Annotated in this window: 20 protein-coding genes; 8 read left to right on the forward strand and 12 right to left on the reverse strand. The window is 40.1% G+C overall.

What is annotated here, in order from left to right:
• Positions 1–74: 74 nt before the first annotated feature.
• Positions 75–1,001 (reverse strand): malate dehydrogenase, encoded by a 927-nt coding sequence (mdh, locus tag EHW67_RS10940; protein WP_126162413.1) that lies wholly within the window; start codon positions 999–1,001, stop codon positions 75–77.
• 297 nt (positions 1,002–1,298) lie between these two features.
• Here mdh and EHW67_RS10945 point away from each other — a divergent pair, with 297 nt between their 5' ends.
• Entirely contained in the window at positions 1,299–1,670 is a 372-nt protein-coding gene (locus EHW67_RS10945; RefSeq protein ID WP_126162414.1) for a hypothetical protein, read from the forward strand.
• 37 nt (positions 1,671–1,707) lie between these two features.
• Here EHW67_RS10945 and EHW67_RS10950 read toward each other — a convergent pair whose 3' ends face one another.
• From EHW67_RS10950 to asnB, 3 genes are all read right to left on the reverse strand, one after another.
• Positions 1,708–2,718, reverse strand: a complete 1,011-nt coding sequence (locus EHW67_RS10950; protein WP_126162415.1) for a DUF6588 family protein — start codon at positions 2,716–2,718, stop codon at positions 1,708–1,710.
• Between the two features lie 73 nt (positions 2,719–2,791).
• A complete protein-coding gene (gene gyrB / locus EHW67_RS10955) occupies positions 2,792–4,753 on the reverse strand; it encodes a DNA topoisomerase (ATP-hydrolyzing) subunit B (RefSeq protein WP_126162416.1) in 1,962 nt (653 codons plus the stop codon).
• A 420-nt stretch (positions 4,754–5,173) separates the two neighbouring features.
• Positions 5,174–6,844: an asparagine synthase B gene (gene asnB, locus EHW67_RS10960; RefSeq protein ID WP_126162417.1), complete on the reverse strand. Its 1,671-nt coding sequence runs from the start codon at positions 6,842–6,844 to the stop codon at positions 5,174–5,176.
• 240 nt (positions 6,845–7,084) lie between these two features.
• Between asnB and EHW67_RS10965 the strand changes: the two genes are divergently transcribed.
• Positions 7,085–7,624, forward strand: coding sequence for a DUF2911 domain-containing protein (locus EHW67_RS10965; RefSeq protein WP_126162418.1), 540 nt, complete (start codon positions 7,085–7,087; stop codon positions 7,622–7,624).
• Between the two features lie 90 nt (positions 7,625–7,714).
• On the opposite strand, the gene EHW67_RS10970 is transcribed toward EHW67_RS10965, so the two are convergent.
• Positions 7,715–8,149 (reverse strand): hypothetical protein, encoded by a 435-nt coding sequence (locus EHW67_RS10970; RefSeq protein WP_126162419.1) that lies wholly within the window; start codon positions 8,147–8,149, stop codon positions 7,715–7,717.
• Positions 8,150–8,334: 185 nt separating this feature from the next.
• Here EHW67_RS10970 and EHW67_RS10975 point away from each other — a divergent pair, with 185 nt between their 5' ends.
• Complete coding sequence (locus tag EHW67_RS10975; RefSeq protein ID WP_126162420.1) at positions 8,335–9,045, forward strand: hypothetical protein; 711 nt, start codon at positions 8,335–8,337, stop codon at positions 9,043–9,045.
• 210 nt (positions 9,046–9,255) lie between these two features.
• Entirely contained in the window at positions 9,256–10,893 is a 1,638-nt protein-coding gene (locus EHW67_RS10980) for an ABC-F family ATP-binding cassette domain-containing protein (protein ID WP_126162421.1), read from the forward strand.
• Between the two features lie 61 nt (positions 10,894–10,954).
• Here EHW67_RS10980 and EHW67_RS10985 read toward each other — a convergent pair whose 3' ends face one another.
• The 7 genes from EHW67_RS10985 to EHW67_RS11015 all read right to left on the reverse strand — a co-directional run bounded on the left by EHW67_RS10985 (position 10,955) and on the right by EHW67_RS11015 (position 18,916).
• On the reverse strand, positions 10,955–11,767 hold the full coding sequence (locus EHW67_RS10985) for an alpha/beta hydrolase (protein WP_126162422.1): 813 nt from the start codon (positions 11,765–11,767) through the stop codon (positions 10,955–10,957).
• A 178-nt stretch (positions 11,768–11,945) separates the two neighbouring features.
• Positions 11,946–12,569, reverse strand: coding sequence for a YkgJ family cysteine cluster protein (locus EHW67_RS10990; protein WP_126162423.1), 624 nt, complete (start codon positions 12,567–12,569; stop codon positions 11,946–11,948).
• A 132-nt stretch (positions 12,570–12,701) separates the two neighbouring features.
• Positions 12,702–14,465, reverse strand: coding sequence for an arylsulfatase (locus tag EHW67_RS10995; protein WP_126162424.1), 1,764 nt, complete (start codon positions 14,463–14,465; stop codon positions 12,702–12,704).
• Between the two features lie 42 nt (positions 14,466–14,507).
• A complete protein-coding gene (locus tag EHW67_RS11000; RefSeq protein WP_126162425.1) occupies positions 14,508–15,686 on the reverse strand; it encodes a sialidase family protein in 1,179 nt (392 codons plus the stop codon).
• Between the two features lie 3 nt (positions 15,687–15,689).
• On the reverse strand, positions 15,690–16,742 hold the full coding sequence (locus EHW67_RS11005) for an exo-alpha-sialidase (RefSeq protein ID WP_126162426.1): 1,053 nt from the start codon (positions 16,740–16,742) through the stop codon (positions 15,690–15,692).
• A gap of 462 nt (positions 16,743–17,204) precedes the next feature.
• Complete coding sequence (locus EHW67_RS11010) at positions 17,205–17,924, reverse strand: ribonuclease activity regulator RraA (RefSeq protein WP_126162427.1); 720 nt, start codon at positions 17,922–17,924, stop codon at positions 17,205–17,207.
• Between the two features lie 26 nt (positions 17,925–17,950).
• Positions 17,951–18,916: a sugar phosphate isomerase/epimerase family protein gene (locus tag EHW67_RS11015; protein ID WP_126162428.1), complete on the reverse strand. Its 966-nt coding sequence runs from the start codon at positions 18,914–18,916 to the stop codon at positions 17,951–17,953.
• 138 nt (positions 18,917–19,054) lie between these two features.
• Here EHW67_RS11015 and EHW67_RS11020 point away from each other — a divergent pair, with 138 nt between their 5' ends.
• From EHW67_RS11020 to EHW67_RS11035, 4 genes are all read left to right on the forward strand, one after another.
• Complete coding sequence (locus tag EHW67_RS11020) at positions 19,055–21,364, forward strand: chondroitinase-B domain-containing protein (protein WP_126162429.1); 2,310 nt, start codon at positions 19,055–19,057, stop codon at positions 21,362–21,364.
• Between the two features lie 101 nt (positions 21,365–21,465).
• Entirely contained in the window at positions 21,466–22,236 is a 771-nt protein-coding gene (locus EHW67_RS11025; protein WP_126162430.1) for an SDR family NAD(P)-dependent oxidoreductase, read from the forward strand.
• A 566-nt stretch (positions 22,237–22,802) separates the two neighbouring features.
• On the forward strand, positions 22,803–24,857 hold the full coding sequence (locus EHW67_RS20900; RefSeq protein WP_126162431.1) for a polysaccharide lyase family 7 protein: 2,055 nt from the start codon (positions 22,803–22,805) through the stop codon (positions 24,855–24,857).
• Between the two features lie 71 nt (positions 24,858–24,928).
• Complete coding sequence (locus EHW67_RS11035) at positions 24,929–25,303, forward strand: cupin domain-containing protein (protein WP_126162432.1); 375 nt, start codon at positions 24,929–24,931, stop codon at positions 25,301–25,303.
• Positions 25,304–25,392: the final 89 nt, after the last annotated feature.

The following is a 25,392-nucleotide window of genomic DNA, read 5'->3' on the forward strand; positions in this document are numbered from 1 at the left end:
GGCATCCGTCCCGCTCCGATACTGATCGGAAACATTTTGGACGGATGCCCTTTTTACATGTTAGCTACTGATTCTTAAAGGGATAAGAGACCGTTTGTCTTTCTTACTCCTTCTGCACTTTCCTGCATTTTTGCCTTTTCAGCCTCGGTCAAATCTATATTTACAATTTTTTCGATACCATTTTTACCCAAAAGTACTGGCACTCCAATGCAAATATCGTCCAAACCGTACTCTCCTTCCAACAAGGCAGAGCATGGGAACATTTTCTTCTGATCACAGGCTATGGCCTGTACCAATCCCGATACAGCAGCACCTGGAGCGTACCAGGCACTTGTGCCCAATAATTTGGTAAGGGTAGCACCACCTACCTTGGTATCTGCTGCTACTTGCTCCAATCTTTCTTCTGACAAAAATTCGGATACCTTAATACTGTTTCTTGTGGCATGGGCCGTAAGCGGTACCATTCCGGTATCACTATGCCCCCCAATTACCATACCATCCACATCAGAGATAGGTGCTTCCAATGCTTCGGCCAATCTGTATTTAAACCTGGCACTATCCAAAGCACCACCCATTCCTATAATTCTATTTTTAGGCAGCCCAGTGGTCTTATGCACTAGATACGTCATAGTATCCATAGGGTTACTTACCACTATCAATATTACGTTAGGGCTATGCTCTATTAGACTGGAGGATACCGTTTTTACGATTCCGGCGTTTATTCCAATCAATTCTTCACGGGTCATTCCAGGCTTACGAGGAATACCAGAAGTAATAATAGCGATGTCGCTTCCAGCGGTTTTGCTATAATCATTGGTAACTCCTGTTATCTTGGTATCAAAACCATTTAACGAAGCCGTTTGCATTAAATCCATGGCCTTACCTTCAGCAAAGCCCTCCTTAATATCCAACACAACTACTTCTGATGCAAAATTCTTTATAGCAATGTACTCTGCACAACTTGCGCCCACAGCACCTGCCCCAACAACGGTAACTTTCATTATAAGGTTATTTTAAATTAAATTTTATCGTCCAAAAATACAGAATTTTAACAGAACAATACCACCATATACCAAGAAAACCCCTTAATTTTTTAATATGTGGGAATTCTGTCCAAAAGGTCCCAAACCCAAAATTAAAGGTCTAAAAACACCCTATTCACCGCGCACACTTAACGCCGTTTTAACACTCTTTATCGAAAAAAGTTAAAATATGATACCATACATCGATTTAATATAATAGAAAGATGAAATAGTGCGTTCAATACTAAGTACCCAAATTCAGAAAATTCCTACAAAATGAAAAAAGTATTTTCATTCTTAGCTATTATTGGCATCCTACTTGGCAGTAATTGCACTAGAATTACAGAGAACAACGATCCTGTCATTGGCATATGGTCACACATATCCGCAGAAGGAGGCACCACTCAAAAACAGACAACCATTAAACAGGAGTGGATCTTTAACGATGCCTATTTAGGCAGATACCACACCTATCAAAACAACGAACTGGATATTATATCGGATTTTAAATGGGTCCACAAAGACAGTGTTTACACAATTTCTTACCCTGGACTGGAAAAAGAAGAGGATGTCGTAATCATGACACAATCCGAAAACGAGACCATACTCACCAATGAGAATGGTGATATTTTAGCTATTCGCGAATAAAACCAGCAACAGCACAACTGGAAAGTGAATTTTGGATTTATCTAAATCCAAAATTCACTCCTACAGTAAGGTTATTGAATTCCGCAAATGAATAATCTGCATTTAATCTAAAGAAACCTATTTTCAACTTGGCGCCTAGCGTCCCCACTACCCCATTGGCCTTTCTAGTCAGGGAAAAGGGATCGGTATAAGTCTCTTGAAAAGGTCCTGATTGCACACGGTAGGTTCCCAATACGTCTGTAGTGGAATTCCCGGACACATATCCCAATCCTCCATAAAAATTAATTACAGGAAGCTTGGTAGAGGCCACGGCCTGAAAAGACCACACATTCATATCTACTTCCACCCGTTGATCACTACCATCCACTATTTTTGAATTGGTAAAATCATAGCTAGCATCCATGTGGGTATACCCAGCAACAGCCGAAAGTGCTATTGGCAAAAGTTTATCGGCAGGCAATAGCTTTGTAAAATCATATTGCAATCCGGCACCATACAAGCCGAAACCTACATCCTCTGTGTCTATTTTAGGTAAAAATCTAGCCTTTAGCTCCAAGCCCTTTACAAGGCCCACACCAACCTGAACAAAACCCGTAGGAATAAAATTTATATTTTCCGATGCCAATCCTGTTGGCAATTCAAATTCTTCCTTTATAGGAATGGGCCCTATACCCCCCTCCACAAATACATTTATTCCCTGCAAGTCTCCCAAGGCAGTGGAAACAGGTTTGGATGTACTCCCATCAACAAATTGAAGGTTCTCGTAATCGGCAGTGTTTAAAACAAATTGCTTCTTATCTTCTTTATTTTTAAATGATGTCATATTCCCAATTATGGAAATTTCGAACCCTCCGAGGGGTTTGGAATCGGCAGAATTGTACCAGCCGTTTGCAAGACTGTAGATAGCACCTTCGGACACAGGGCCAAAATAACTATCGGAAAATCGCTCCGCATCTTCTACACCGGCCGCAAACACTTCATTCACATTGGACTGGGAATACCCCAATACACTTGAGAACAAAAGAGCTGTAATATATATATACTTCATAGCTTATAGATTTTTGTTAAAACTAAAAAACCCGCACCAATGGCGCGAGTTTTTGTTGTGAAAACACTATTTTTTATGCATCAATGTTGGCATAAACGGCATTTTTCTCAATGAATTCCCTTCTTGGGGGAACCTCATCGCCCATCAACATAGAGAACACCCTATCTGTTTCCGTAGCATTATCTATGGTAATCTGCCTTAAGGTTCTAAACTCAGGATTCATAGTGGTGTCCCACAGCTGTTCCGCATTCATCTCCCCAAGACCTTTATAACGCTGAATCCCAACGCTACCGTTAAAAGTAGCCGCAATTTCATCGCGCTCCTTATCACTCCAGGCGTATCTTTTCTTGTTTCCTTTTTTAACCAAATAAAGTGGAGGTGTAGCAATATACACGTGCCCCCCTTCAATCAATTCCCTCATATACCTAAAGAAGAAGGTCAATATCAAAGTTTCAATATGGCTTCCATCGACATCCGCATCACACATAATAACCACCTTATGATATCTCAGCTTCTCCAAGTTCAAGGCCTTACTGTCATCTTCGGTACCAATGGTAACCCCCAATGCAGTATAAATATTTTTGATCTCCTCATTTTCAAACACCTTATGTGTCATTGCTTTTTCCACATTAAGGATTTTACCCCTTAATGGCAGAATAGCTTGAAAATTCCTATCCCTACCCTGCTTGGCCGTACCACCTGCCGAGTCTCCCTCAACAAGAAACACTTCGCAAAGTGTAGGATCCTGCTCGGAGCAATCTGACAATTTCCCTGGCAAACCTCCGATACTCATAACTGTTTTACGCTGCACCATTTCCCTAGCCTTAGTCGCGGCATGACGGGCCTGGGCTGCCAAGATTACCTTTTGGACAATTGTCTTGGCATCATCGGGATTTTCTTCCAAGTAATTGCTCAACATTTCAGAAACAGCCTGACTCACTGCAGAAGACACCTCTCTGTTCCCCAATTTGGTTTTGGTCTGACCCTCAAATTGAGGTTCGGACACCTTAACAGAAACAATGGCCGTTAAACCTTCCCTAAAGTCATCTCCTTGAACCTCAAACTTCAGTTTTTCCAACATACCAGAGGCATCGGCATATTTCTTTAATGTGGAAGTAAGTCCACGCCTAAAACCGGACAGGTGGGTACCTCCTTCATGGGTATTTATATTATTTACGTAGGAGTGCAGGTTTTCCGTATAGGAAGTATTGTAGACCATGGCTACCTCTACAGGAATATCGTTCTTCTCCCCTTCCATGGAAATCACACTACGAATAAGTGGCTCCCTATTGCCATCCAAGAACTTGATAAATTCTTTTAGTCCTTCTTCCGAAAAGAATCGCTCGGAAACAAATCCGCTTTCACTTTCCTCATCCTTCTGTCTTCTATCTGTAAGGGTTATGGCCACACCTTTATTCAAATACGCCAACTCGCGCATTCTATTGGCCAAGGTCTCATAGCTGTATTCAACCGTTTGGGTAAATATGGTCTCATCCGGTGTAAAAGTCACAATAGTACCTTTAACATCCGTCTCCCCTACACTCTTAACGGGATAAAGGGCCTTACCTTTACTATACTCCTGCTCCCAAATCTTACCATCTCTATGAACGGTAGCCTTCAAGTGTTTGGACAAGGCATTCACACAGGATACACCAACACCGTGCAAACCACCGGAAACCTTATAGGAATCCTTGTCAAACTTTCCACCAGCTCCAATTTTGGTCATAACCACCTCCAAGGCAGAAACCCCTTCCTTCTTATGAATATCTACAGGAATACCCCTACCATTATCTTCGGTAGTGATAGAATTATCTTCGTTAATGGTAACTTTTATTTCGTCACAATGACCCCCCATAGCCTCATCTATGGAGTTATCCACTACCTCATACACCAAATGGTGCAATCCACGTACCCCAACATCTCCAATATACATCGATGGCCGCATACGTACGTGCTCCATCCCTTCAAGGGCCTGAATACTATCGGCAGAATACCCACCTTTATTTTGCTCTTCTTTATTTGCTTCTTCGCTCATAAATTAAATACTTATTTCATTGTAATTTTAGCAATCCTACAAATATACGCAATACCTATTAAATATAGGGTTCGTAAGCCATATTAGTTCGTAAGTTATCAACAAAAATTGTGGAAAAATCCAAGTGATATTCAGACCGCAATCCGCATCTCCGATTCAAGCTTTGTTTTAGGACAACATTCAAAAAAATAATGGTATGTAAGCCTGCCTACGGAAGTATAAAATGGAAAAACCACCTACATCTAACCAACCATACCTCGGTCTTTGTGCACTCCCTAAGGAACACAACACCGAAGTGGATCCTTTAAAATTTACAAACCAAGGACCTTAAACAAAAAAAAAAAGCACCCCTCAACAGGGTGCTTTTTCTAAACTAAAATAAACTTAATAAACCGAACTTATTATTTGTACCAAGACAGATTATTTTACATAGGCATCCGAGTGGACTTTTGACACAGCCCTACCAGATGGATCGTTCATGTTTTTAAAGGCCTCATCCCATTCCAGGGCAATTTTGGTACTACAGGCCACAGAAGGCTCCTGAGGCACGCATAATGCCGCCGCATCTGAAGGGAAATGCTCTTCAAAAATAGCACGATAATAAAACTCCTCCTTGGAGGTTGGTGTCTGTAACGGGAACCTGTACTTGGCATTCGCCAGTTGCTCATCCGTAACTTCCTTCTCCACAATCTCCTTAAGCGTATCGATCCAACTATACCCTACACCGTCCGAAAATTGTTCTTTTTGTCTCCAAGCAACGCTTTCTGGCAACATATCCTCAAAAGCTTTACGCACCACCCATTTCTCCATGCGTTCTCCGTTGATCATCTTATCTTCTGGGTTAATCCTCATGGCCACGTCCATAAATTCCTTGTCCAGGAATGGCACCCTGCCCTCAATTCCCCAAGCAGCCAATGACTTGTTGGCCCTTAGACAATCGTACATATGGAGCTTATCCAATTTACGCACAGTTTCTTCATGGAAATCCTTGGCACTAGGCGCCTTGTGGAAATATAGGTAGCCACCAAAAAGTTCATCGGCCCCTTCCCCGGAAAGTACCATCTTAATACCCATAGACTTTATCACCCTAGCCATAAGGTACATAGGAGTAGAAGCCCTAATGGTAGTAATATCATAGGTTTCCAAATTGTACACCACATCTTTAATGGCATCTAAACCTTCCTGTATGGTAAATTTAATTTCATGGTGCACAGTACCGATATGATCTGCTACTTTTTGTGCAGCCGCCAAATCTGGAGAACCCTCCAATCCAACAGAAAAAGAATGTAATTGAGGCCACCAAGCTTCCTTGGTATCATCTGATTCTATCCTTTTTTGCGCGTATTTTTTAGCAACAGCAGAGGTTACCGAAGAATCCAATCCGCCGGACAGCAATACGCCATAAGGCACATCTGACATTAATTGTCTGTGAACCGCTGCCTCCAATGCCTCTTTCACCTCTTGTATACTGGTCTCGTTTTCCTTAACCGCATCGTATTCCATCCAATCCCGGGAATACCATCTCTTAAACTCCCCATCCTTACTGTGCATATAGTGTCCTGGAGGAAACAACTGTATTTTGGAACAAGTGCCTTCCAAAGCTTTCAACTCGGAAGCTACATAAAAGGTACCGTTAATATCCCATCCCACATACAATGGAATGATCCCCATATGATCTCTGGCAATAAAATATTCATCCTTTTCAGAATCATAAATAGCGAAACCAAAGATACCGTTCATCTCATCTAAGAAATCGACCCCTTTTTCTTGGTATAGCGCCAATATCACTTCGCAATCCGACTCGGTCTGAAAATTATATGTCCCGTCAAATTGCTTGCGCAACTCCCTGTGGTTATATATTTCACCATTGGCAGCCAGCACCAACTTACCATCTTCACTAAACAACGGTTGCTTTCCAGAAGCTGGATCTACGATCGCCAGACGCTCATGGGCCAAAATAGCCTTATCATTCGCATAAATTCCACTCCAATCCGGCCCCCTATGTCTAATTTTCTTGGACATCTCCAACAACTGAGGCCTTAAAACCTCGGTACTCTCCTTTACCTCAAAGGCACATACAATTCCACACATACGATAATATTTATGTCAATTTTAAAGCAAATATCCGCCTAATATCTACATAACGAAACACATAATACTATTTTAATTATAATATGAAACTATTTGAGACATATTGCATACACAATGAAAGCACATAAAGGAATTTACTTAGCATAATACACTATTTTGTAAGTTGTATAAAATTTACCGACTTTTTATATTAATTAAAAGGAATACTCATTAAATTTGAAAATCACTAAAACATTTAAAATGAAAAATTTATTTACAATTACCCTTATGGTCATTGCCTTGACTTTCAGCACGGAAGCGATGGCTCAAAAATTCAGCGGCTTGGATAAGAGTCCTGCAGATATTGCCTCTTACCCATCAGATTATAAAGTTTCAGAAAAATTGGTCCGTATAACCTATAGTAGACCACAATTAAAAGGTAGGTCTATTTCAGAACTGGCCCCAGCCGGGAAAGTATGGAGGACCGGTGCAAACGAAGCACCAGAAATTACCTTTTACAAGGATGCCACGGTAGGAGGAAAATCGGTTTCTGCCGGTACATATTCCTTGTTCACTATACCTGGCAAAAGCGAATGGACAGTGATTTTAAACAAAAACTTAAACCAATGGGGAGCCTATTCCTATCAAGAAAGTGCAGATGTTGTTAGGGTTCCGGCCAGCGTTAGCAAAGGCTCAGAATCCTTGGAAGCCTTTTCTATAGCCTATAAAGATGCCGACAATGGCGCACATATGGTTCTTGGATGGGGAACAACAAGAGTATCCCTTCCTATTAGCTTTTAAGACCATTACAGCAAACCCATAAAAAAGCCCCGTAATAGCGGGGCTTTTTTTATATCGTACTGCCTAAAAAAAAAGGAAATTGATTACCCGTTATTCAGGATCCAATCTTCTTTCGCCTTTCAATGCAAACACCCCATCGTAGGAACTGGCCTCTCCACTTATTTTATCGCCATCTACCTTAATGGTCACCGAAACCAGCTCGCCTTCAAGGTCTAGATTAAATGTCAAGGTCTTACCGTCTACCTTTACATTTTTGGCTTTTCGCTCACCACCAGCCAAGGCAACCACTACATTTAGATCTCCCTTCTCTTTGGTAATAAACAATATTCCATTAGCATACTCATAGGGAACATTTTCTGCCGAATATTTCCAATTTCCAATAAAATCTTCCTCCCCATAGAATTTATATATTTTAACAGGACTATCCTTACCCGAATTAAAAGATGTACTGGCCATTGCTGTAAATCCACATAACAAAGCGAACATAGCCAAACCTAATTTTAAAAAAGCATTAATTTTCTTCATTGCTGAATAATTATTGATTTACAATCATTTACTTCACCTAATGTACTAAAAAAAACATTTAAGCTGTGGCCAATAAAAAATTTAATTTGGATAGTCTTATATACCTACATAAAAACGAAGCTTTTGTGGAACACTAGCAATAATGTTTAAATTCGCATCCAAGATAATCCCGTATATACACCCCCATGAGCGAGCCACAACTTCCCAGTCCTCCCAACGACCCGGCTATATTGCTACAAGAGGAGATTAACAAAATACAACAGGAACTCACTGGAATAAATGAAAAAACTACTGCTTTTGAAAATATACTTCGATCAAAATTAGAGGATGAGCTCATTGAAGAGCAGGAACTAATTATTCTCTATAAACAACAAAAAAAAGCAAAGAAAGAAAAAAGGCTGGCCCAAAAAAGACGTGGAAAAAACTATAAGGAGCCTACTGGCATCAAAACTGTTCACAAGACCTCCGTTCCCGAAAAAAGCCCAAAGGAACAAGAACAAAAGAAACGATTGTACCGAGAAGCAATGCTGCAGGTACACCCTGACAAATTTTCAATGCAAAGTGATAAATTGGACATGGCCACCCAAATAACCACCAAACTAATAGAAATCTATCGTTCTGGGGACCTTGCCAGCTTGGAGGCCTATCACGCGCACATCTTCAATACCCCCAATCTGTTGGGAACCAACATCACCCCTAAGGCCGAAACGGGTTCGGGCCTAGCCTATTTACAAATGGAATTGAAAAACATAAAAGAGGAATTGGATCTTGCCAAAAACAAATACACCTACAAGGTACTTATGGAATACGACAACCCTATGTCTTTTTTAGATGAGTTGAAAGCATATTATAAAGATAGGATCAAAAAGCTCCGAAAACGCACAAGGACCAAATGATGGATCAGTTTGAGTCTGCCGTAGGTATTACGTTTTGGCAAACCATATCTACCCATTACATGTCTTCCACGCTTTTCCTCCAATTCATGGCCTTGGTTAAGAATACATTATAGTATTACCAAAGTGGCCATATTAAAAACTTCATTTGCTCATAATTAAACCTCCTTGGTATTGCCCTTTTTTATAGTTTTGCACACTTAAAATCCGAATATGATTTCAGTAGATGCAATAGCAGTAGAGTTTAGTGGCGATACCTTGTTTAGTGATGTTTCCTTTGTTATAAACGAAAACGACAAGATTGCCCTTATGGGGAAAAATGGTGCCGGTAAATCTACTATGATGAAGATTATAGCCGGGCAGCAAAAAGCCAGTCGTGGTCATGTTCGCTTTCCCAAAGATGCCGTAATTGCCTATTTGCCCCAGCATTTATTGACCGATGACAGCTGTACCGTTTTTGAAGAGGCCTCCAAGGCCTTCAAGGACATTTTTGAAATGCGCGATGAAATGGCGCGGTTGAACAAAGAATTGGAAACCCGTACGGATTATGAATCGGATGCCTATATGTCTATCATCGAAAAGGTGTCCGATCTAGGAGAGAAATTTTATGCCCTTGAAGAAATAAACTATGAGGCCGAAGTAGAAAAAGCCTTGAGGGGACTGGGGTTTAAACGTGAGGATTTCCATAGGCTTACCAGCGAATTTAGTGGTGGATGGCGCATGCGAATAGAATTGGCCAAAATATTATTGCAAAAGCCAGACCTTATCCTATTGGATGAGCCCACCAACCATGTGGATATTGAATCGGTAATTTGGCTGGAAGACTTCTTGATCAATAAGGCCAAGGCCGTACTGGTCATATCACACGATAAGACCTTTATAGATAATATTACCAATAGGACAATTGAGGTAACCATGGGCCGTATCTATGATTATAAGGCCAACTACACCCACTACCTTCAATTAAGGGAAGAGCGTCGCAGCCATCAGATCAAGGCCTATCAGGAACAGCAGAAGTTTATAGCCGATAACCAGGCGTTTATAGATCGATTTAAAGGAACCTATTCCAAGACCAATCAAGTAAACTCCAGGGAGAGGATGCTGGAGAAACTGCAGATCATTGAGATTGATGAAATAGATACCACTGCCTTGAAACTGCGTTTTCCGCCGTCCATACGCTCCGGGGATTACCCGGTAACCGTAGAGGGACTTACCAAAAGTTATGGGGAGCACACGGTATTCAGTAATGCCAATCTCTCCATTTCAAGGGGAGAAAAAGTGTCCTTTGTAGGGAGAAACGGCGAAGGTAAATCTACCATGATCAAAGCCATAATGGGAGAAATTGAGGTAGAAGGCCAATGTAGCCTTGGACACAACGTAAAGGTTGGGTACTTTGCCCAAAACCAAGCTTCCTTATTGGATCCCAATCTAACAATTTTTCAGACGGTGGATGAAGTAGCGGAAGGGGATGTTCGCACACAGATAAAGAATATACTTGGCCGCTTTATGTTCAGTGGCGATGATCTGGAGAAAAAAGTAGGGGTGCTCTCTGGAGGAGAAAAAACCCGTTTGGCCATGGTGAAATTATTATTGGAACCTGTAAACCTATTGATCCTGGATGAACCCACCAACCATTTGGATCTAAAATCCAAAGATGTGCTTAAGGAGGCCCAATTGGCTTTTGACGGTACTTTGATCTTGGTTTCTCACGATAGGGATTTTCTACAAGGACTTTCCCATAAGGTCTTCGAATTCAAGGATAAGCGTGTTATAGAACATTTTGAGACTATAGATGCCTTTTTAGTACGAAACCGAATTGAAAATCTAAAGGAAATAGACTTAAAGGCATAAGCCATAGCTACATCAAAAGACTAAGGTACAGGAGCATAAAATCCCCCAAAAAATAGTACCCCTAGCCTTTAAAAAACTTATCAAAAAACATTAATTGATATGTAATGGCATTGGCCCAATAGTCCCAATTGTGACTTCCTGGGCGCTCTATATAATCGTGAGGTATATTTCTTTCCAACAATTTATGATGCATACGCTTATTGGCATCATAAAAAAAATCATTTACCCCACAATCAAAGATCAGTTTTAAATTATCCTTTTTTAATAAATGTACCATATTGATTACGGTATTTTCTTCCCAATGTTCCGGGTATTGGGCGTAACCCCCCAATCTTTTGGGTAGGTCCCAATTCCCTGGAAAAGGCCTTATGTCCAGTCCACCACTCATACTTCCCGCAGCACCCCATACTTCCTGATGTTTAAAGGCCAAATAAAATGCTCCATGGCCACCCATGCTCAGGCCTGTAATGGCCCGGGATTCCCTTTCTGCCCTTGTCTTGTACGTCCTATCCACTGCGGCTACCAATTCTTGGGAAACATAGGTTTCGTAACGCATCTCCTTTTCTATAGGACTATCCAGATACCAGCTTGTTTTATTGCCATCAGGGCATACGATAATCATTCCCAACTCATCGGCATATTCCTTTATTGAGCTAACCTTGGACACCCAATCTGTATGGTCGCCTCCTGCCCCATGCAGTAAGTACAAAACGGGAAAACGTTGGTTTTGGGCGCTGTAAGCATCGGGTAAAATAACTACGTTGGCAATCTGTTTGTTCATGGATCTACTCATTACCATTAGGGTATCTATCTGGGAAGCTAATACGTTAGGTAGATTGGCAAAAACAAAAAGTAGGGTCAATATTAATCTCATAGGTTGTGGGCTATCTGGTTATACCTTTATCAAGGTGTTCTTTATAATATAAAATTGAGCTTTTGTAGCGTATGGTCTTTATTTAGTAAACATACTTATCCCAATATTGGTTTCCAAATTAAATTAAGTTCACCTCAGCGACCAATGAATTTTGTCCCTATAAAAAGTAGTTATTGCTCTAGAATTGGGATGGGTTGGCAGATCCCTTATAACTTTCTGGTAATGGACGATAGGCATAGTAGTGGAGCACTTCTTCAATAGCAAGTACCATGGCTTTATTAATAGGTTCTATGGTATTGCCCAACCTAAAATCGATTTGATTCAGTTTCATGTAATAATCGGTAAATACGGGGACATACAGCCCATTTTTCATGGCTTCTTGTGCACTCTCATAAAGGTCGTGCTGATTTTCTTTTATAATCTTACAGGTTGCCAAACGGAGTGACCCCAATTTATCCCTATTGGCACCATATCCAAAGAGCCTACATATTAATCCACGATACTTATAATGTCCACAGCTACCCTTACTAGTGTCCGATGCTGAATGTGGCCGATACAAAAAACAGCTGGATCCCAGTTTGGTTTGCAAGTCGCTGAGGGTGGCTTCTGCTGTTCCATTTAAAAAAATATGGAAGGCCCAAGGTAAAAATTCCAAGGGAGAAGCATTAATATCCGGGTGGGCACAACATTTTCCACAACCTGCCAAACAACTTAGGCCAGAATGGGACTGGAAAGTTTTAATTTCTTGGTCTAAACCTGCAAACAACTCCTCAACTGCATTTACCCTCCGCTCTATGGACATATATTTTATTTTACACGAATGTACGCTAATAAAGCCCCCCTTTAACAAACACCCCTTATAAAACCAAAAACAAGTACGTCCTAAAATCCTCAAAACAAATAAACTAAGACCAAGGATTACAGCCTAAGGCCGTCACTGATCCAACTTTTTCAATTCCATCCAAAAAGGGAAGATGTTTTTATTGTTTACGGCATAAAATGGTATTAGCTCGCCCGTCATTTTGGGGAAGTAAACCCGCTTCATTTGAACAACATCGGTGTTATCCTCTTTATTTACCATTTGCCTAACCAGCGTATTGGCTTCCAAAACCATTCGGCCATTTGCCTTTATAGGTTTTACAAATTTATAGGTTATATCATAATACCCCTCTTCTATATCTACCTCCCAATTGCCATAAACCTCTTCTTGATTCCATATTCCGCGCTCCCCTCCCGCATCGTTCCTATTAAGTATAATGGGGTTTTCATGGGGATTGCCTACTATGATCTTAGGGGGATTTACAAGGTTCTCCGAAAATACCAATTCCTTATAAATATCATCCAATTCCTTTTTTAGATCCATGGCCAATTCTTTCTTGTCGCTTATCAAATTATTTTGTTCATAAGGATCCTGCCTTAGGTGAAACAATTCAAAACCCTCAATATTCGCATTATAATCTGTCTTCCCCACCAACTTATAGCCTCCTTTTTGCAGGGCCATATTGTTGTACAACTCGGGATAGCGACGGGACCAATAAAAAAACAGGGAACGATCTTCCCAATCCACAGTCTTACCCTTGATAAGAGGCACCATACTTTTGCCATCTATTACCCTATCTTTGGGCATTTCTACCTTACATATCTCAGATAGGGTTGGCAGTACATCCAAATGGGCCGTCATCGTTTCTATATCTTTATTACCCTTGGTAAGCGAAGGATATTTTAGAAAAAACGGCACTCTTACACCGCCGTTGTAAACATTTCCCTTTAACCCCCGCATTCCGCTTACATACCTTGTTTGCTGTGGCCCGTTATCGGTCATAAAAATAACAAGCGTATTATCGGATAGCTTTAGTTCATCCAATTTTTGAAAGAGGCGCCCTAAATTATCATCAATATTATGGACCATGGCATATACTTTTCGCGCATCTTCCTTATCCTTTTCGCTCATTGGAGAAAAAGGCCTATCATCCCCAACAAAACCCGAGGATGGATCTATATCCTTGTATTTTTGATAATAGGAATCAGGAACTTGTAAAGGGGTGTGGGGAGCGTTAAAGGCCAGGTAACAGAAAAATGGCTTCTCCTTATTTTCATCAATAAAATTGATAGCTTGGTCCGTAAAGATATCTGAGCAATAACCTTGGTAAGCTTGCTGTTGGTTATTATGCCAAAGTACCGGGTCAAAATAACTCCTATCTCCCTGGAAATAGGTGGTGATATCCCCTACCTGTCCCATCCCTCCGGACAGATGGATTACGGATTCATCAAAACCTTGATCGGTAGGCCTAAACGGATAGTTATCTCCCAAATGCCACTTCCCAAAAGCACCCGTCCTGTAGTTGGCCTGCTTCAACATTTCTGCTATTGTGACCTCATTGGAAGCCATAATAGCTCCTCCATTATAGGTATCCCTCATACCCGTACGCAAGGAATAGCGACCCGTCATTAAACTGGAACGGGTGGGGGCACATACCGGAGAAACATAAAAATTATTAAAACGGATACTTTCCTTGGCCAGAGCGTCTATAACAGGAGTTTGAACATGTGGGTTCCCAGTGACCCCCAAATCCCCGTATCCTTGGTCATCTGTAATAATCAGAATTACATTGGGCCTTTGCTTTTGTTGTGCCCCAACAGTTGCGGCCATTATTAAAGTTGCAAAAAGAAGGAAATAAGTATTTCTATTGAATATCATAAATTGGCATTTATTTTTTCTGATAAATATTTTATTAGGTTCTTATTTTAAGGGTGTCATGGCCCATTCTCTGGATAAAACGGTGATACTGCTGGTCTCCAATCCGTTCCCTGAAGTCCTATTGCCTGAGCAATAGGCCATAATAATATTTTGCGGATCTACAAAGTATAGGGCTGTATAGCAATACCACCCATTGGGGTCCTCTTCAATATTTTTGATTGCTGTCCATGTTTTCCCTTCATCTTTGGAGATTGCCATTGTTAAAGGGGTTCTCTTATTCTTTGTAGCAGGATTGGAACCATCATTATTGTTCCACACCATTATCCAATTATTGCTTCCCGGAATTTTTTCGATTGTAGCAGGGGAAAGCGGCGAATATATACTACTAGGCGTAAGTGGGCTCCAGCTTTCCCCACTATCCTGGGAATAGGACAAGTGTTGAACACCTCCACTTGCCCTAATATACATCATAATTTGGCCATCCTCCATCTCTATTACCCCAGGTTCTTGGGTAATAATATCTGAATCGTTGGGTACTCTTGTACTGGAAGACCATGTTTTACCATTGTCGTCCGAATAATAACTATATAGATTACCCTTGGCCCTAAAGCCCTCTTCGGTTGTGGGATGTTCCGCCACCGCCAACAGCAATCGCCCATCTGCCAACTGAATCACCCGGTCGTTATTTAATACAAAATACCCTTTCTTGTCCGTGATACAGGCTATGGGGTCGCTCCAACTCTGCGCCTCATCCATAGATAATCTCATCATGGGCACACAATCTAAGGTACTATTCTTTCTAAGATAAAATAGGGCTATAGCACCGTTTTGCAATCGCAAAAGGGAAACCGACATCACATTCATCTGCCCTTCATTGGGGACAATTACCTCATCTTCCACACTCCAGGTTATACCCCCATCCAAAGAATATCTGCTAGCCAGATGGGCAGGGTCATGATCTGTACCGGATCCCTCGCTATAATGGGTGTAGACATAAAGTAGTTTCCCGTTATTGAGCATTATAAAATCACCTTCGCTATTGCGGGGATTATCATCGTTAGGAGGCAATCGCAGCACCGTCCTTGGAGACTTTACCCCTTGCACCTTTTCTCCCGTATAATCTTTCTTCAATTTACAGGAAGCAATGCTTCCAATCAATAAAAATAATAAGATTCCAAAAACAACATATTTTAATGAAACGGTCTTACCTTTTGCCTTCATAATTTAATTTTTCAAAGCTTGGTTCAGTTCCCTCAAGGGTATTTCTGCAAAATAAATAGACGTTTTTTCGGTTTCATGGGAAGAATAGTAGCTCATGTACAGGGTATCATTTTCAAAGACAAAGCCGGGATAGCTACTATCAGAATTGGAAGGTAATTTTAGTACCTCTTTAAAATTACCATTTTTATTAAAAGAAAGCAGTCCGGTATACTCCCTGTTTATTCTTCCCCCGCCAATATATTGCTCCTTTCCTACCGACACAAAATCTGGCCCTCCTATAAAATATGGCGATTCGGTAAAGGTCCATTTGGTATAGGGAGGATAACTGTGCCCTAAGTACGCTCTTTTATTCCCATTTTCCCGTCTTATGAGCATAATTGCCTCACCCTTGTCATTGAACCTAATGGTAGATTCATTGGGGTTGCCCTCAATTTCCAAATTGCTAAGCAGTGAATAATCCACCCCGTTAGTAGTCTTCACCAATTTAATAGTAGTCTTATTTTTACCATCACCAATTTCCTCCCTGGAATAGAGTCCGCCATAACCAGCCCCTTGAAACCATGTTAAACTCCAAAGCCAATCAAACTTACCCTTTAACCCTTTCTCCAAATTAATGGGCTGGGGATTGGAAAATTTTGTTCCTTCTTCATTTGAAAATGCTATATGGGGTATTCCCCCCAACAAGGTCTTGCCCTCATAAATAGACCCTCCCATAGTGGCCATTATAAGCCCATTGGGCGTAACCGACAATTTGGGGTCCCTTAGATCGAATCCGTTGAGGACAATTTGATCCACTTCTTTCCAGACCTTACCATCTTTGGAAGCTATTATTTTTATAATTCCATCCTTACCATGTACATGCTTTTCCCCAGCGCGGAAGGCACAGTAAAATTTACCCTTAAACTTAATAAGGGAAGTAAATGCATTATAATTTTCATCAGAATAGATTTTGGACACCTTAATATCCTTGGCGGTAGACTGGGCGGTTGCATTGGTATAAAGCAGCATCAAAAAAAATAGCTGACATAAAGCACCCACAATTTTGTGTTTTCTCATTATTTGGTTTGGTTATGGTCTGTGGTCATAGTCGCCCAAAAGGCGATATTACATCAAGTATTATAATCCCATCAAAATCAATGGGGACAGATTTATGATATCTCCTTTTAAACCTCCATTATATCCCTGCCAAAATTCAATTGATGATATTTTAAGGCTAGCTTGGGTATTGACCATTGCTCCATCATGTTTAAAAAGACAAAAAAACGCGCACATCTTCCCTGGCAGCGGACACCAATACTACACACTTTTGGATCAAAATCTGTTGCCTAAAGTTAAACTAATTTAACATAAGGAAAAAAATAATCTTTGTGTACCACTTTCCGGTCTATTGGAATATCCCCATAGGCCATGGCCCAATAGAAGCGTAAGCAAAATCTATTCCAATCAACAAATGCGGCCGCACCCTATAAAGCCTTAACCTACAATGGAATAGATCTTTCAAAACCTTGACATATGACACTAAACAGTCCTAGTTTCCTTCCAGTTCTCAAACGCTAGTCTAATCTTTTCGTCGACAAGGGGATAAAGTCCGATTATAGATTTACCACTTTTCACTTCTTCCATCACATATTCCTCAAACAGTGTCATTTGCAAACATTCATCGGCCACCTCAGCAGCAATTCTGGCCGGAATAACCATAACACCATCATCGTCACCTACCAAAATATCACCGGGAAATACTGCCACATCGCCGCACCCAATAGGTTCATTAATGGCTATGGCTTGGTGAAGGGTCAGGTTGGTGGGTGCGGACGGTCTGTTGTGGTAGGAGGGCAAATCCAATTCTGCAATTTCCGCCGAATCCCGGAAACCGCCATCGGTTACAATTCCTGCTACCCCTCTTACCATTAATCTAGTAACCAATATAGAACCTGCCGAGGCCGCTCTGGCATCCTTTCTGCTATCGATGACCAGAATAGCCCCTTCTGGACATTTTTCAACGGCCACCCGCTGCAGATGCTTGGGGTCCTTGAAAACTTCTATCGGGTTTAAATCTTCCCTGGCCGGTATGTACCTCAAGGTATAGGCCTCCCCTACCATGGTAGGTTTTCCCATTTTTAATGGCTTAACATCCTGTATAAATTGTTTTTTCAATCCTTTTTTAAAAAGACAGGTAGCTATGGTAGCTGTACTGACTCCCTTTAGTTTTCCTATTGTGGAATGGGTATTGTAATCCATAGTATTGTTTATTGGTTATCTTTAATTTATTCAGCTTTTTGCCAAGCCTGTTGAACAAAGGCCAAGTCCTTTTTCATTTGCTTAAAGACCTCTTTTTTATCAATTGTAATAGTAGATGCCCCGTGCTCCGCGCCTCCTAAACCGTATTCTAAATGAAGGGATACGGGCACATTGATCTTATATTTCTTAAGCAAGGAAAAGTAGCGGTCAAAATCTACCATCCCTTCTCCCAAGGGGGTATTCACTGGCTTCCATTTTCCTTTCACGATTCCCCACTTAAAATCTTTGATAACTATAGATTTTATGAACGGTTGTATCAACCGCAGTCCAAGTTCCCAGCTGCTTCCACCTTCCACAACAGCATGCCTTATATCATATTGGCACCCCATATGCACATTTTTGGTAGCCTTGAGAATTGGGGGCAAATCCCAAATAGGAGCCCCTACATGATTGCCTGCATGATTTTGATAACACCCTATTAGTCCAAGCTCCTTATTAAACTCCTCCAAATTATTGAACTGTTGACCGTATATATTCTGACTCTGGGAGATTTCCCTATCTTCGGGATAGGTTAACCAGCCAGTACGATAGTGAGTAATCCCCAGCTTGCTTGCCGTTTCCAAAACCGTCCTATGCTCCTTGTTTTCAACGTCTACAACGTTGGTGGTCATCATCCTAGGAGTTAGACCATATTTTTTCATAGCCATAACGGCCTTGGGCAAATCCTCATCCACCTGGCTTGGTAACACATGCCCCTTAGGCCTAACCGTTAAATCCAGACCATTAAACCCCATTTCGGCGGCCACCTCGGACATGTCATTATAATTCAGGAACTGCAGGTGTTTGGAAAATAAATGCACCTCTAAGTTTCCAGGTGTATTGGAAAAGGAATTTAAGTTGTATTGTTCAAATCCCATCAGCGGAAAGGCTAGGCCTGCCATTGCTGAAAGCTTAACAAAATCTCTTCTAGAAAAATTTACAGTATTATTCATTTTTTACAAGTTGGTTAATTTATTAATTAACAGTTTTTATGTTAAAAATTTGTTAGTCTTACAAATATACGTATTTTTGGTCAACCAATCTGGTTAACCAGTTTGTAATTATAAGTGGCCCTAAAAAATCTATTAATTATGAGGAGAAAAGTAACGCTACTGTACTTTTTATTTGTTCTAAGCGCTTGTACGGACAAGACCAATCAGAATACCAAAATGGTTAACACACCTGAAGAATTGGAAACAGCTATAAAAAAGGCACAGGCCGGAGACAATATTGTTATGGCCAACGGTATATGGAAAGATCTTCAAATTAAATTTATAGGTGAAGGAACGGAAGACAATCCAATAGTTATTAAAGCTGAAACCCCTGGAAAAGTCATTATAGAAGGAGTGTCCGATTTAAAATTAGGGGGAAAGTATTTAGTGGTCAAGGGTCTACACTTTAGAAATGGCTATTCGCCGAGTGATGCCGTATTGGAATTTAGAATTGACGAAAAAACAATAGGAAATCACTGTACCGTTACCAATTGCGTAATTGAAGATTTTAATAAAATGCAACGTGATGATACAGATCTTTGGGTTCAATTCTGGGGAAGACATAATACGCTTAGTAACAGTTACATTGCCGGAAAAACCAATCGCGGACCAACTATTAGAGTTGACTTAGAGGGCAATGAGAGCATAAATAATCACCATCAAATAATTAAGAACCATTTTGGACCAAGACCTCCCAAAGGTGGTGCTAGTGCGGAGACCATTCAAATTGGCAATAGTTATACTTCAATGTCTCCCAGTTATACCAAGGTTGCCAATAATTTGTTTGAAGCCTGCAATGGAGAAGTTGAAATTATTTCCAGTAAAGCAAACTTCAACGAGTTCAGAAATAATGTCTTCTATAAAAGCGAAGGTTCTTTGGTAACAAGACACGGAAATTATTGCACTATAGATGGCAATTACTTTATTGGAGATGGTAAAAACGAAAATATAGGAGGTATCAGAATTATCAATACTGGACATTGGGTAACCAACAATTATTTCTACAATATAAAAGGAAAAAATTTTAGAAGTGCATTGGCCGTAATGAACGGAATTCCAAAATCGCCCCTCAACAGATACAATCAGGTTACAGATGTAGTGGTAGCATACAATACCTACATAAATTGCGATTCCCCTTTTCAATTTGGGGTTGGTCAAAATTTAAATCAGCAAGATGTTTTGCCACCCTCCGAAATTCGCTCTGCACGACCTATAAGGACCATTATTGCAAACAATGTAATTTACAATGAAAAAGGTGATGCGTCACCAATTGTGGAACACGATAAGGCGGATGGTGTGAGCTTTAAAAGTAATGCCATCAACAATCAAGGTTTGGATTTTAAAGCTAATGACGGATTGGAGGCTATAAATTTTGATATCAAGGAAATTGAAGAATATATATATATCCCTTCGTCCAAGTTGGATATTGAACCTTATCAAGGGTTCGAATTTGAAAATATATCTACAGATTTAGTTGGAAATCCCAGAGCACACAACAATTCCATTGGAGCCTTCACTTATACCGATTTTAAAGACCCGAATATAATGGATAGATCCCAATACGGTCCAAGTTGGTATATGGCCGAAACAGCAGTTCAAGAGCCTAAAACGGAAATTGTTGAGAAGGCAGAAAACCTTCAAACAAAAATAGATGAAGCGGAAAATGGGGATATCATTTCGCTGGAAGCAGGAAATTATGATATCCCCCATTCTTTGATAATAAATAAAAAGTTGACCATTCAGTCCTCTGATAAGTCCAAAGTTATCCTAAATTATTCAGGAGTAGAAAATTCACCCCTATTCCAACTTCAACCTAAGGGTTTTTTAAATCTGAAAAATATCGACTTAAAAGGAAGTAATTCCCAATTTGCATTCGCCAGTTTAAAGAAAAATATGTATACACATTTCGGGTTAACAGTTTCGAATTGTGACATCAGTAATTTTAAATATGTCCTAAAGGTCTATAAAGAGTCCTTTGCAGAGCGTATTACTTTTGTAAATACTTCCATATCCAATTGTGAAAATGGTTTGGAACTATCGGAAGAAACCAATGACAAAGGAGATTATAACACTGAATATCTAACAATAGACCATTGCAGGTTTCACAATGTAAAAAGCAATGTGATAGATTACTATCGCGGGGGCTATGACGAATCTACCATTGGCGGCAATCTATTGGTCACCAATAGCACCTTTACCAATTGTGGATCAGAAAAAAGAAATGGAATTTTGATCAACTCCCATGGCATTGTAAATGTTGATATTTCCAAAAACACTTTTAACAACAATCCGGTAAAACTAGTGGCCTTACTTTGGGGAGCAAAAAACAATACACACGGGAACAATGAATTTAACAATTCAGGAGAAATCAGGGTTGAAGAAAATTTAGAAATGAAATTAATGTATTAAATCCATCTCTCCCGTCCCTAAACCGACCTACATGGACTACGTCCAATGATTACAATAAAAAAGAACTAAGCAAAATTGAAAACCTATATTTCAGAGAAAAAATGAAAAACAAGAATAAATTAGCTGGCAAAAATGTTCTCGTAACTGCTGGTGCCCAAGGAATTGGAGAATCAATCACAAGACACTTTATTGATAATGGAGCTAATGTAGCCATCCATTATTTTTCCAGTGCAGATACCGCCAACCAATTGGTTGAATACTCAACCAGCAAAGGACAAAAAGCGGTTGCCATAGCTGGTGACCTAACAAACGAAGCCGATGCAAATGCAATGGTCGAAAAAACAATAGAAGCATTTGGTGGACTAGATATACTTATTAATAACGCAGGTTCACTTGTTGCACGTAAAATGCTTGGCGAAATTAAGGCCGAGTTCTGGCACAAGGTAATGGATATAAACCTTACATCCATGATGTTTGTAACACGGGCCGCTGCTCCATACCTAGCTAAAAATGACAACAGTAGCATTGTTAATTTGGCATCTCTAGCAGGACGTAAAGGCGGTCACCCCGGGTCATTGGCTTACTCTACCAGCAAAGGTGCGATTCTAACACTAACACGAGCGCTTTCGTCAGAATTAGGGCCTCAAGGCATACGTGTAAACGCCGTTGCCCCAGGGCTTATCCTGGGCACCTCATTTCACAACACCCATACAACTAAAGAATCAGCAGCTGCAACAACAGCAGGCATTCCAATCCAACGAGCTGGTAATGCATCTGATGTAGCACGAGCTGTTTTGTATCTGGCGTCAGAATACGATGGCTTTATTACTGGGGCAACACTAGACATTAATGGGGGTGTTTACAATATGTAGTTTCTTGTTGAAACATAAATAAATGATTGTTTTAAAATTACTGGATGAAACTTCGTGGATCGGAATAAAACGATGGTCTTTCTACGACAAAACGAGGGATCTTGCCACCACTTTAATTACTCTAATAGGTGACCAGCTCCCCTTATCTAATTAAATACTAAGGTGGGTATCGTAAAAATGGTAAAAGAAAAAGGAATCTTAGACGAAATGACCTTATTTATAAATTCATTTTTTAAGTACCCCAACACCTCCTTCGTTTTACGCCAAAATACACATTTGCCAAATTATCAATTCACCCCCTTACCAATTATTAATTATAAATAAAATGGAAGTAATTATTGTTAAATATTTGGCAGTTCCACAAATTTGTGTATTTTTGGTCAACCAATCTGGTTAACCAATTTTATAAATTCAATTTCGATATGTTTTTTCGCGGCTTTCGTTATCGCATAAATACGGCTAAAACCATCTAGTAGAAGGTTTTGTTTAGATTGTAGAAGAAATTATCATAACCGATAAAAGCATTGACTTTATACGATTTTTATTGTAAACATAACCCACATAATATGAACTCTAAAGTATTCCATTCGGTTTCTGTACGGCATTTATTCATGATAGGTACCATCTTGCTATTTTTTAGCTGTAAGGAAAACAAAAAACAAAAATCTACGGACAACACTAAAAATGTAGCGATAGGTCCTTCTGCAAACGACATCATACCATTTTTCCAACATTGGAATTTGATCTTAGGTGATGGTTCCAATGTAGGCAAGGCTATGGACTATGAGAACAAAGATTTCTTTTATACAGCGAGTGATGATGGTGGGGATTGGGTAGTATTTAAAGCTCCAAATGCAGGAAATACCCATGGTACTTCGAATAATACGAGAACCGAATTGGCCCAATTAAAGAAGTGGTCACCAATGACCGAAGCTAAAATGAAAGCCACCCTAAAGATAATGAACGTTTCATCAACGGGCGATGCCCGTGTTGCTTCCACCTATTCCGTAGTAGTTGGTCAGATACACAGTGCAGATGGGCACGAGAACGAACCGCTTAAAATATTTTACAAAAAATTTCCTGGCCATAAAAACGGCTCTGTCTTTTGGCATTATGAAATAAATACCGCAGGTGATGATAATTCAAAAAGATGGGATTACTCCACTCCCGTATGGGGACATGATTTTTCTGTTGTTGGTACTGATGCAAATACCTATCCCCCAGAACCAGTAGATGGAATTGCTTTAGGTGAAGAGTTTAGTTACGAAGTGGTTATTAAGGACGGTATTATGTATCTTACATTTACTAGTGACGGCCATGAGACCAAAAAATTTACTAAAAATCTTATTTCCTCTGAATATGCGAATCGTTCAGACATGCCAGAGCAAACCAAAAAATTATTTGTACCCATTGGTCAGGATGGCCTTGAGCGTAAAGAAGGATATGCCGGTGAGGGCCTCTTTTTTAAATTGGGCACGTACAACCAAACCAACGGAAAAGACCCTAAGGTCAATAAAGTCTGGTGTTCTGGTGCCGAAACCCATGGCGGTGATATACAAAAGCAATATGCCGATGGCAATTACGCCGAGGTGTGGTTTAAATCGGCAGATATCACCATCAGCGATGATGCCATTTCCAATGCAGGTTATTTCCAAGCCAATGATGGCTTAAGTGCGAAAACTGTTTATCCACATGAAGTGATTCCCTTTATGGATAAATTTAAAATATTGTTGGGTGACGGAACCCATGTGGAAGATATCACGGAGTTTGAACACAAAGATTTCTTTTATACCGTGATTGACGGTACCAGGCGTTGGGTAGTTTACAAAACCCCAAATTCAGGTGTCACTTCAAAAAACTCAAGTAATACAAGAACCGAACTACATGAAAAAAGAGAATGGCTCCCTAAAGATGGTGGTAAACTAACAGGCACCTGCAAGGTAATGCAGGTCTCCATTTCTGGGGATGCCAGGGTTGCTGCCTCCTATTCAACTGTTGTTGGGCAAATTCACAGTGGTGAAGGACATGAAAATGAACCACTAAAAATATTCTACAAAAAATTTCCTGGTCACACAAAAGGTTCCGTATTTTGGAATTATGAAATCAATCCAGAAGGGGACGACAATTCTGACAGGTGGGAATATTCCTATGCTGTTTGGGGACACGATATGTCTGTCATTGGAAAAACCAAAAACGACTATCCCACTGAGCCTACCAATGGAATTGAACTTGGTGAAGAATTCAGCTATGAGGTAAATGTTTACAAGGGAATAATGTATCTGACCTTTAGAAGTCCAGATCACGAAACTAAAACATTTACCAAAAATCTAATCTCATCTGAATATGTAGAAAGATCGGACTTTCCTGCGCAGATGAAGAAATTATTTGTCCCCATAGGGCAAGATGGGACTGAACGTGCCAACGCTTATAGTGGAGAGTTGAATTATTTTAAACAGGGGGCGTACAACCAGACAAATGGAAAAAGTCCGGAAACCAATATGGTTTGGTTTGCAGGTGCAGAAACCTATGGAGGTGATATCGCCAAACAATATGAAAATGGCTGTTATACTGAAGTATGGTTTAGGGAAGCAACAGTAGGTATGGGTACTCCACCCGAGTAAATTAAATGGGTTCAGATTGAAGAGTTGACTCCTATTATTAAAGAGTAAATACATATTAAAATCATAAAAAAATGAAACGATTTAGTGAAAAATACCTCATCTCAAAAGAAATGAAATGGGAAAAACTTGGAGGAGGAGTATCAAGACAGTTTTTGGGTTACGATAACCAAATCATGATGGTAAAGGTGAAATTTGAGAAAGGAGCATTGGGTGCCCCTCATCAACATTTTCACACGCAAGCTACTTATTGCGCTTCAGGTAAATTTGAATTCGAAATTAACGGAGAAAAGAAAATTGTAGAAGCAGGAGATGGCGTTTATATTGAACCAAATCTATTGCATAGTGCCGTTTGTTTGGAAGAAGGGATACTAATTGACACATTTAGTCCCGTAAGAGAAGATTTCCTAAGCGGTGGAGAGGTATCCTATTTTGGAGATAAAGAGTAATAATAGGACAAGCGGCTCTTTATGGGAAGACTTTAATTCATAAACAACATATATGAATTAAATAGGATAAATAGCCATTGTTACTGGAG

It is taken from the genome of Arenibacter aquaticus (assembly GCF_003957295.1).
Lineage (GTDB): Bacteria > Bacteroidota > Bacteroidia > Flavobacteriales > Flavobacteriaceae > Arenibacter > Arenibacter aquaticus.